General features: G+C 44.8%; 10 protein-coding genes and 1 pseudogene. 2 read left to right on the top strand and 9 right to left on the bottom strand.

The window, feature by feature from the left end; translation table 11 throughout:
• Nucleotides 1-317 precede the first annotated feature (317 nt).
• Nucleotides 318-1,277: a hydroxymethylbilane synthase gene (hemC, locus tag MICAI_RS11175; protein ID WP_004163774.1), complete on the top strand. Its 960-nt coding sequence runs from the start codon at nucleotides 318-320 to the stop codon at nucleotides 1,275-1,277.
• Between the two features lie 14 nt (nucleotides 1,278-1,291).
• Here hemC and MICAI_RS11170 read toward each other — a convergent pair whose 3' ends face one another.
• From MICAI_RS11170 to MICAI_RS11130, 9 genes are all read right to left on the bottom strand, one after another.
• The gene (locus MICAI_RS11170) at nucleotides 1,292-2,185 is read right to left on the bottom strand and encodes a sulfite exporter TauE/SafE family protein (protein WP_008201728.1); all 894 of its coding nucleotides are present in this window, start codon (nucleotides 2,183-2,185) and stop codon (nucleotides 1,292-1,294) included.
• Between the two features lie 215 nt (nucleotides 2,186-2,400).
• On the bottom strand, nucleotides 2,401-2,946 hold the full coding sequence (locus MICAI_RS11165; RefSeq protein WP_008201726.1) for a rhodanese-like domain-containing protein: 546 nt from the start codon (nucleotides 2,944-2,946) through the stop codon (nucleotides 2,401-2,403).
• 22 nt (nucleotides 2,947-2,968) lie between these two features.
• A complete protein-coding gene (locus tag MICAI_RS11160; protein WP_008201725.1) occupies nucleotides 2,969-3,670 on the bottom strand; it encodes an MBL fold metallo-hydrolase in 702 nt (233 codons plus the stop codon).
• Between the two features lie 210 nt (nucleotides 3,671-3,880).
• Nucleotides 3,881-4,174 carry a ferredoxin gene (locus MICAI_RS11155; RefSeq protein ID WP_008201722.1) on the bottom strand — a complete coding sequence of 98 codons (294 nt, stop codon included), beginning with the start codon at nucleotides 4,172-4,174 and terminating at the stop codon, nucleotides 3,881-3,883.
• 336 nt (nucleotides 4,175-4,510) lie between these two features.
• Entirely contained in the window at nucleotides 4,511-5,281 is a 771-nt protein-coding gene (locus tag MICAI_RS11150; protein WP_008201721.1) for a peroxiredoxin-like family protein, read from the bottom strand.
• Nucleotides 5,278-6,414, bottom strand: a complete 1,137-nt coding sequence (locus MICAI_RS11145) for an anhydro-N-acetylmuramic acid kinase (RefSeq protein WP_008201719.1) — start codon at nucleotides 6,412-6,414, stop codon at nucleotides 5,278-5,280. The genes MICAI_RS11150 and MICAI_RS11145 overlap by 4 nt, the downstream gene beginning before the upstream one ends.
• Before the next feature lie 33 nt (nucleotides 6,415-6,447).
• Nucleotides 6,448-6,657: a sulfur carrier protein ThiS gene (thiS, locus tag MICAI_RS11140; protein WP_002751314.1), complete on the bottom strand. Its 210-nt coding sequence runs from the start codon at nucleotides 6,655-6,657 to the stop codon at nucleotides 6,448-6,450.
• A 261-nt stretch (nucleotides 6,658-6,918) separates the two neighbouring features.
• The gene (locus MICAI_RS11135) at nucleotides 6,919-7,935 is read right to left on the bottom strand and encodes a thiamine phosphate synthase (protein ID WP_008201714.1); all 1,017 of its coding nucleotides are present in this window, start codon (nucleotides 7,933-7,935) and stop codon (nucleotides 6,919-6,921) included.
• A 228-nt stretch (nucleotides 7,936-8,163) separates the two neighbouring features.
• The gene (locus tag MICAI_RS11130; protein WP_008201712.1) at nucleotides 8,164-8,775 is read right to left on the bottom strand and encodes an IS607 family transposase; all 612 of its coding nucleotides are present in this window, start codon (nucleotides 8,773-8,775) and stop codon (nucleotides 8,164-8,166) included.
• Nucleotides 8,776-9,898: 1,123 nt separating this feature from the next.
• On the opposite strand from MICAI_RS11130, the pseudogene MICAI_RS11125 reads away from it, so the two are divergent.
• Nucleotides 9,899-10,199, top strand: a pseudogene (locus tag MICAI_RS11125) (PEP-CTERM sorting domain-containing protein); the annotation flags it as partial.

Genomic DNA, 10,199 nt, shown 5'->3' with positions numbered 1-10,199 from the left:
CTTTTCGGCTTTTTTGGCAGTCCAAAAAACAGATGGTTAACCGCTCACCCCCACCCCCCCAACCCCCCCGACGTCGGGGGGGCAAGGGGGGGTAAGATAGCTGCCAAGAATAAAGAAAAATGGTATTAACCGCTCACCCTACTCCCCTCTCCCAGAAAAGGAGAAATGGGTAATTACCCTCACCCTATTTGCCTAAAAATATTAAGAGATGTAACTATTTATGCCTAACCGAGAAAGTGATTACTCAACAGGGGTGAGATCAGGATAGTCTAGATCGAGCAGTCAGATAGATGTTTACTTAAATTCCTAGTTCAGATATGTCCGTTTCTAGTCCTCCTCGTTCCCTGCGTATCGGTTCGCGTAAAAGTCAGTTAGCCCTAGTACAAACCTATTGGGTACAGGCAGAATTGAGTAAACACCACCCCCATCGACAGTTTGAGGTGGAGACGATGAGTACCCAAGGCGATAAAATTCTCGATGTGGCCCTGGCGAAAATCGGTGATAAGGGTTTATTTACCAAAGAATTAGAACTGGGAATGTTGGATAGATCGATCGATCTTGCTGTCCATTCTCTCAAGGATCTGCCCACTAATTTGCCCGAAGGTTTAATCTTGGGTTGCGTCACGGAAAGAGTTAATCCGGCCGATGCTTTGGTGGTAAATAGCCAAAACCAAGACTATCAATTAGACAGTTTACCGGCAGGTGCGGTGGTGGGGACTTCTTCCCTGCGGCGATTGGCCCAGTTGCGTTACCATTATCCCCATCTGACTTTTAAAGATGTGCGCGGCAATGTTAACACCCGTCTGGCCAAACTGGACGCGGGAGAATACGACGGGATTATTCTGGCAGTAGCGGGACTGGAAAGGTTAGGATTAGGCGATCGAGTTCATCAGGTTATTCCGGCGGAAATTTCTCTCCATGCGGTGGGACAGGGGGCTTTAGGGATAGAATGCCGCGATGGAGATGCGGAGGTTTTGCAAGTCCTAAAAGTGTTGGAACACGCCCCTAGTCGCGATAGATGCTATGCTGAACGCGCTTTTTTACGGGAGTTGCAGGGGGGTTGTCAGGTTCCCATCGGAGTGAATACGGCGATCGAGGATGGTATCCTAACTTTAACGGGTATGGTGGCTAGTCTCGACGGTAAGCGCCTGATTAAGGACTCGGTTAGCGGTGATCCTAGCCATGGGGAAGTCTTAGGACGAGATTTAGCCCATAAAGTGCGCGAGGCTGGTGCTGGAGAGATTCTAGCCGAGATTTTCGCTGAAGTGGGCCGATAATCAGTTATCAGTGATCAGTTATCAGTCTTAAGTAGGGTTGGCTGAATAAATCTCACCTTTTCCGCCGGGATGATAGAATTGCCTTTCGGAGTCAGGAAATTGTGCAGGATGTGACGATTTTGAATTAAAACTAAAGTTGCGATCGCTAAGAGAAAATAACCAAAACCTTTTTGTAACTGTTTTGCGGACACAAAATGTCCCAGATAGGAACCGATAAGAGTACCGAGGGCAGCCGCAAAAGCAAAAGATAGGGTTAACTGCCAATCGACGCTAATATGACCTAAATAGCCCAATAATCCGGCTACAGAATTGAGGAAAATAATCAGCAGGGAAGTGGCGATCGCTTGAACCATGGGGATTTTGCCGAATAATACCAGTGCGGGAACGATAGCGAAGCCTCCCCCAACCCCAACTAATCCCGTCAGGACACCCACAGCGATTCCTTCGCTCATTAACCAGAGCCAGCAATATCGGCAGACTGGTTGGGGGTAGAGAGTCAGATTTTTTTGCCGATCGCGGGCTTTATAATCAGGATTATCTATCTGTGTTGATCTACTAATCATAAAGGCTGCCGCTAGGAGCATTAGTGTCGCAAACAGGAGCATCTGGAAGGTGGCAGTGACGAAGGGTAATGTGGCTAATCTTGCTCCCAAAAAAGCCCCTATCATCGTGGCAGAACCGAAGATAAAAGCGGTTTTTAAGTTAATGTTGCCTTTTTTCCAGTGGGGAATCGTGCCAAGTAAGCTAACACTACCAATGACTAGAAGCGTCATAGCGATCGCCGATTTGGTCGGTACTCCCATCACATAGACTAGAATCGGTAATGCTAGTACAGAACCTCCTCCTCCTAACAATCCCAGACTAATCCCCGTACAAACGGCTAATAAATGTCCAATTAACCAAGTCATTTCAGTTATCAGTTATCAGTGATCAGTGATCAGTTATCAGTTATCAGTTTCTGAAGGCAACAGGCCCCAAGTAAAGAATCTGACAATTCTCCTACCTAAAAAGAAGGCTAGAAACTAAGTACATCTTAGGTTTTAGATTCTTCTCTTGTTATCAGTTATCAGGAAATCATATTTTATTATTTACTGGTTACTGATTACTGATTACTGCTTACTGCTTACTGATGGGGTTGATTGTAGGGAAGTTTAGCCAGAAGCATAGCTAAAGCACAGGTATTACTAATCCCCGCAAAAACTAGACCAGAACCGACAAAACCGCTTAAAATCAGGAACCAAGGCGAGAGAAAGGCTCCTAATACTGTTCCGAGGACTACTAAGGAACCAGCGACGATCTGCACCTGACGAAATAGGCTAATTGGCGCATTTTGGTCTTTTTCTGTAGCATAACCCGCACTTTTCCAAGTATTTAAGCCGTTTTTTAGCTGGGCAACTTGGCTAAATCCTGCCGCAATCAGTTTTTGTGCCGCTACAGTGGATCTGCTGCCGGAATTACAATAGAGAACTAGGGTTTGATTGGGGTCAAAAGCGATCGAATTAGGGTTAAAACTGGAAAGTGGTACTAATTTGGCCCCTGGAATGCGATCGCTGGCGTACTCCCCCGGTTCTCGCACGTCGATTAAGCAAACTTCTCGGCGCTCAATTAAGTTTTTTAAAGTATGGGCATCAAATTCTAGTAATTTTGCTTGATTTGTGGTATGGGTCATCGTTAATCTCCTGAATGGATATTTAAGTTAAAACAACTCCTAAATTGCCGCAGCCTTGGTTAGCGGGAACCGCCTCCATGATCTTTTTGGGATCTGGTAAATTAAGACTGTTCATAAACTCGATAAATTGTCTGCGGTTACGTCCGACAAAACGGGGATTGTATTGTTTTTCTTCGGCAATGGTGGAGACAGTTAAACCGCGATAGTCGTGGCCGGGATAAACTAGGGTACTATCGGGAAGAGTGAAAAGTTTTTGCGTGACTGAATCAAAGAGAGTACCAGCATCGCCGCTTTGGAAGTCGGTACGACCACAACCCCGGATAAATAGGGCATCTCCTGTCAAAATATGACTGTTATTGACTAAATAGGCTAGATGACTATCGGTGTGGCCAGGAGTAGCAATCGCTTTGATGGTGATATTTCCTAGTAACAATTCCTCTCCACCCGCCAGATGGCGATCGGCACAGGCTACTTGAGCATTTTCGGGAACTATACCCTGACAGCCTGTGATTTGCCTTAATTTTCCAGTTCCTGTGACGTGATCGGCGTGAATATGGGTTTCTAAACAATATTTTAGCGTTAATCCTAGCTCCCGTAATTGCCGATCATCCCTTTCCACCTGTTCCCGCACTGGATCCACTAATACCGCTTCCTTGCTGACGGGATCGGCAATCAAATAAGTATAAGTGCTGGTTTCGGGATCGAACATCTGACGGAATAGCATGATCTCTGACTCCCCTTACATAGCTTTATAACTATACTACTATATAATTATAAATTTGTAGGAAACCTCTGGCAGGATTAATTTTTGGGCTGTATCTCACTGTCGAGTCAAGAGCCAAAATACAAATAAAGCGAGAACTGTCGCTCTTACAGTTCCCGCTTTATTCCTGTTGCATTGTTGGAGTATCTAACCCCCAAATATTGAGTTAAATTAGTACAAATCTTCTTCTTTGTGGGTGACGATCACACAGTCAGAAGTCGGATAGGCCACACAGGTGAGGACATAACCCGCTTCAATTTGATCGGCATCTAAGAAGGATTGTTCGGACTGATTAACGCTACCAGATTCGATTTTACCAGCGCAACTAGAGCAAGCACCAGCACGGCAAGAAGAGGGTAGAGCTAATCCTTTTTCTTCTGCTATATCGAGAATATATTCATCATCGGGAACATCAATTGTCTGCTCGCCACCGGGTGTTTTCAGGGTGACTTTATAAGTTGCCATAGGTTTTTCCTCTTAATTAATCTAGTGAAAACGGCAGTCTCAAAATGCCTTTTCTCCCCGTTTAAACTGAACGGGTCGAATCAGTTTCCTTTTTGATACTACGGGAAAATTCACCAGGCTCAACTTAGCATTAGTAATGACATCTTTAAATAAACTTAAAATAATATTTACTTATCTCTTGGGTAAATAACCCCCGATAGTTGTGGATCAATCGTCAAATAATTTCATCAATCTTTAGGTAATTAAGTAGTCGGATAACATTAAATTTTTTTAGCTATCAGCTAGAAAAGGTAAAAGGCAAAAGTTGGGAGTGGGTGAGATGCAGAAGAAAAAAGCTTAATCCCGCAAAAAAGCGAGGGGATAACTCATATTCTCAGCAAAGCCCAAAATAGCTCGATCGCGATGCTCATAGAGTAAATTTCCTTGACTATCAAATAAAAAAGTCCCTCCTCGTTGGGTGAGATAACTACTATCGGGGATATATGTTGACCAATTGCCCAAAACTTGACCCATATTACGGAGTCTCAGGGTGGCTAATTCAAAAGGTCGCTGAAAACCTTCACCCCCGGCAAGATTGAATAGGGAACCCCGGAAAGGTGGTAAAGGCCGCGCTTGCATTGTTTCCTCCTCGGCAATTAATTGGGGAGCTTTGCGATCGCCAAGATAACCCCGCAGCACTTCGGCCAGAGTCCCCGGACTACCCAGACCCGCACACATCAAAATTAGATTTAACCAGGCATTTTGCCCAGGAGAAAATCTGGGTAATTTTAACGATAAACCGCGATACAGTCCTAATAAATTATGTAATTCAGCTTTGGGGTCAACAAAAAGCCAATCTTGCCGAAATTTCGTATATTCAGAGAATTTTAAGCCCGAATTGCGATCGCCGATACCGATGGCACGAATGGATATCCCGGCATTTTGCCAAAGGGCTGCCTCTTTTTCTAACCACCAAGCGTATTCGAGACTGTCAAAATCTCCCAATTGCGGCCAAACAAGAATTAAAAGACGTTTGTAATCAGTACAATCGCTTAAAATTGGCACTATTTGCCCATCGCTGACCCTTTGGCGTTGAATTGTTGAAAATATTTCATATATGCTGCTCATAGATAAATTTCTCCTAATAAAACCGCTGCTTTTGCCCCCGTGACTTGCGGTAAATTACCGGGGAAATCGTGCCAGCGCCAATAGGCCAAGAGGGCAAAAGCGATCGCTTCTTTAAAATCGCTATTTAATCCTACCTCATCAGTGGTCAAAAGCTTGACATTTGACCCCAAATGTGCTAAGAGTCGTTGGCGCAGGTAGGCATTACGAGCGCCACCACCGCAGAGCAGCACTTCCGCGGGCATTTCCGGCAAAAAGGTTTGATAGCTGTGAGCGATCGAAATGGCGGTTAAATCGGTTAAACTGGCCAACCAGTCGGCATGACTGAGGCAATAAGCTTGGGCATCCCGGTGCAATTGGGCTAGATAGGCGGGGCTAAATAACTCTCTGCCGGTGGATTTAGGGGGATATTGTTGAAAATAAGGCTCCTGTAGCCATTTATGAACTAATTCGGAGCAGGGTTGACCCTGGGCCGACCATTGACCGTTATGGTCGTAGGTTTGTTGGCCTTGGCTCAAAAATTGTACGGCCAAATCGATAAGGACATTGCCGGGGCCAGTATCCCAACCGAAAATTTTTTGCTGCCAATTTTCCCTTTGTCGGGGGGGTAGATAGGTTAAATTGGCAATACCGCCGATATTTTGGACGCAGCGGGTTTTGGTGGGGTGAGAAAGCAGATAAGCGTCAATTTTCGGCACTAGGGGCGCACCGTGACCAGCTTGGGCGATATCGGCAGCGCGAAAATTACTAATGGTGGGAATACTGGTGATTTTTGCGATCGCTGCTCCCCGTCCTAATTGTACCGTGTAACCGAGGCGATCGTTTTCGGGGGGTCGATGAAAAACGGTTTGACCGTGACTGCCGATTAATTGGGCTTTTGGGGCTTCTTTTTGGATATTTAAAGCGGCTTGGGCGAATTCTGCGGCTATATCATCATCTAAGCTGGCTAAAGCTTCAATAGATAGCTTTTCTCCCCCACAGACTTGTAAAATTGTCTCTCGTAATCGGGGGGAATAGGGGTAGGTTTCCCCTGCTAAGAACTGCACCTGTGGAGATTCCACTGTACCGCTAATCTCCACTAAAGCGGTATCGATACCATCCACCGATGTGCCACTCATTAAACCGATAACTAACAAGTTTTTTCCCTCAAGTGTCGATTGTTGATTATTTTATCCCCCCCCGACAATAGTAACAATTTCTAATTTATCCCCCTCCTTGATTTCCGTGTTTTCCCAATACTGACGATGGAGGATTTCCCCGTTATATTCCACTGCCACTAACCGAGGATTCATGCCCAAATTTTCTAACATTTGCGGTAGTTTAGTTGCGGGTAAACAGGTTTGAGTTTTGCCGTTAATTTGCAAGGTTATTTCTGACATGGATTTGGATACGAACAAATGAATTAATCGGAGTATTCAGGAGACAGGAGACAGCTTTTTTCTCCCCACACCCCACACCCCACACCCTACACCCTACACCCTACACCCTACACCCCACTTCATAATTCATAATTCATAATTCATAATTCCCCCTCCCCACACCCTACACCCCACTTCATAATTCATAATTCATAATTCCCCCTCCCCACACCCCACACCCCACTTCATAATTCATAATTCATAATTCCCACACCCCACACCCTACTTTAATTGGGTTAATAATTCTTGTGTCACCACATCGGGGTGCTGCGCTTCCATGATGGCCCGGACTACAGCTACCTGTTGCGCTCCTGCCTCTAAAACCTCTTTAATGTTACTACTATCAATACCACCGATCGCAAACCAGGGTAAAGGGCAATTTTCCCGCGCATAACGGACATATTCCAATCCTGCCGGGGTTTTTCCGGCTTTGGTGGGGGTGGCATAAACAGGACCGACTCCCACATAATCGGCCTTTTCTTGGATTGCTTTGGCCATCTCTTGGGGATTAGTGGTCGACCTGCCGATAATTGCCGTTGGGCCGAGAAATTGCCGCGCTAGGGAAACCGGTACATCCTGTTGGCCGAGATGAACACCATCGGCATGAATGGCCTGAGCAATATCGACGCGATCGTTCATAATAAACAAAGCATCGTAACGGTGGCATAACTCACAGAGTTTAGCAGCTTCTTCTAAACGAATGGTATCAGCGGCGGTTTTATGGCGGTACTGCACCAATTTTAACCCCCCTTTTAGGGCTAATTCGACGATTTCTAAGAGATTTTCGGCAGGAGAAGTGACTAGATAGAGAGGAGAGGCTTTCAGTTTTTCCAGAGGTGGAGAGATTAATAGTTTACTCTCTAGCTGATAAACCCGATAGCGCAGCTGTTTACAGGCTATCCCTAGCTCCAGATCATAGATTTTACCGTATTCTTCTAAAACCCTTAAGGCCTCCTGCACGCGAGCCAGATTTGCCTGCAGCAGTCCCTCGACAGTCTCCCGGATTTCTTCCCTGGGATGGCTTAAATCCCTGCCGATATCGCCGGCCGTGTCCCGATGTAGTTTAAGATCGATCGAGTGCCAACTAGCTAATTGATGGCGCATTTCTTTACATTCTTGGGCTAAATCGGGATTATCTAAGCCAAAACGACACCATTCTTCGATAATTCGCAGTCCTTCTCTGGCGCGGTCAAGGTTAGCATCGAGAATCCGTTTAATCGCCGTGGTTTCTAGTTTCATTTGCCGTCAATGGGGAGTGATTATAGCCGTCAGCCAATTTGATCCCCCTCAATCCAGCTTGGAAAACGGAACTTTCCTGGTTTTCCCCCCTTTTTTAAGGGGGGCAAGGGGGGCTCATATTCTCTTTATCATCTAAAATATTACTATTTTTGGCCAGTGTTCGGGGAACAGTAGAGGCGGCATCAGACAACTAAAAAGAGGGATGAGAAACCCACGGCAAGGGTAATTTTAACCCACACGGATATTCTTAAGCGCCCCTAGGTGTTCTAGTAATTGCTGATGAGCCTGGTCATGTATTGGGTAGAGACTATTGTAACAGATGGTGACGAGGGATTGGATATCCTCGACTAAATCCGCGTCTGCAATGGATTCATGGGGTTGATTGAGGATAATGACTTGGACATTCAAGAGACTGCACAAACCCAAAATAAAATCATGACAAAAGCGACTGACAGTTTCCGCATGGGTTAAAACTAGACATTTCACCTCACCCTGACAAATCATCGCCACTAGACGCATAAAATTAGGGTGATTGTGGCTGACTCCGTTGCCGATATCGGTGAGAATTTCAAAGGGTTGACCCTGCTGACGACAAAAGGATTCTAACGCTTTTATTTGGGTGTCTAATTGTGGTTTTTGTTCCGGTCGATTAACACGAGCATAGCCAATAATCAATGGGGTTGCCTGACCAGATTGTAAGAGATCTTCCGGTCGAAATCGGCGATGACCGCCGCGGGTACGAATTGAGGCAATTTTACCCTGTTGTTCCCAGCGCCGGAGGGTTTTAATGCTAACTCCGAGCAAATCCGAGGCTTCTCGAATAGTGATGAGGGTATTCATATAATAAGCTTTTAAGTAGGGTTTGCTGAAAAAGTTTGTTGGTGGGGCTGGGAGTCAGGAGTCAGGAGACTCCGAGACAGGAGACAGGAGACAGCTTTTGTGTATTCTCCCCACTTGCCACTTGCCACTTGCCACTTGCCACTTTCAAGTCAGGAGTCAGTAAGAATTGCGGCAATTTACATTTCTTAAGATAGAGAACAGAATTTATGTCCGACTACTTAACTTAACCCAGTTTTAATTAAAGAAATTTCTCGAGAGAGAATCGTCCAACTTTAGACAGTCAGTTGTCCACTTTTATACTGCCATTGCCCTACACCAGCAACTATAGATGATTTAGGAAAATTAGTCATACCTCTTTAGATAGAGATATTAAACGGGATTTTTGGTCTTTCTAAAACCTGAGTTTGTCCGGGGGTTTTGGGGTGACATTTTTAGGGGACTAAAAAGACCTTGCTGTGGGGATGAATTGCCTTCCCCCCGTTTTCCCCGTTAGGGAGTTGATTGCCATCGAACTACAGTTTTGACTGTCAAAACTGTTAAGTTTTATATATTGTACCTCTCTTGATTAAGTTTTGTAACGAATTGAGAGATTTTTTTTAAGTAGAGCCTGTTTATTTGTCCAACTTTCACCAAAAAGCTTGGGTATATTTATAAACTTTTGGGTAATTATATTCGGGGAGAACTGCTGTAAATTGGACAAAAATATATAGGTATTGTCGAAAAATAATTTTCTAAAACACAGGGTAAGCGAAGCGCATCTTAACAATCCTTAACAAAATGAACTTGATTTATGTGAGTTGCTTACCCAGAGGGGGATTCAGGAATATTTGAGGAGAATTTGCCATCTCAATTGTTAAGCAAAAATCGACCAAATATTAAGAATTACTAACTATTTTGATTGACTGGTATCACTTGAAATGCCCACACAGCAAGCAAATAACAAAATAGTCCAATGGTCAATAGCATTTGAGATGCGCTCACCCTGTTCTAAAACATTTGTTTTTTGTTGAAGAGTTTCGCTATAATTGTGTTAGGTCAAATAAAAGGGTATCAGCAAGCTTAACGATTGTTTAACCTCTTTTTATGGCTATAGTACACACAATTAACGCTGGATGATTCAGTTATGATGACAACCAACAAATTAACCAAAACTTTTGCTTCTGGCTCTCTAGCCATTGGGGTTCTCGCCGGCGCAGTGCTTACCGCTACCAGTGCCAGTGCCGCGATGTTAAGTTGGGCGGATTGGACGAGCGGAACTCCTCTTATTGAAGGGGACAAAAAAGTTACGTTCGTCTCGGGTACCATTGGGGCCGAGGCGGTGGATGATGTTGCGCTGATGGGGATGGGTGATCATTATTATTTCGTATACGATGCTATGAATGGTCCCGCTATGGCTAATGTCAATTCCGGGTCTTTCACATATA

The organism is Microcystis sp. T1-4 (assembly GCF_000297435.1).
Classification (GTDB): domain Bacteria; phylum Cyanobacteriota; class Cyanobacteriia; order Cyanobacteriales; family Microcystaceae; genus Microcystis.
Note: the sequence above shows the minus strand (reverse complement) of the source record. Positions and strands in the feature narration are given on the sequence as shown.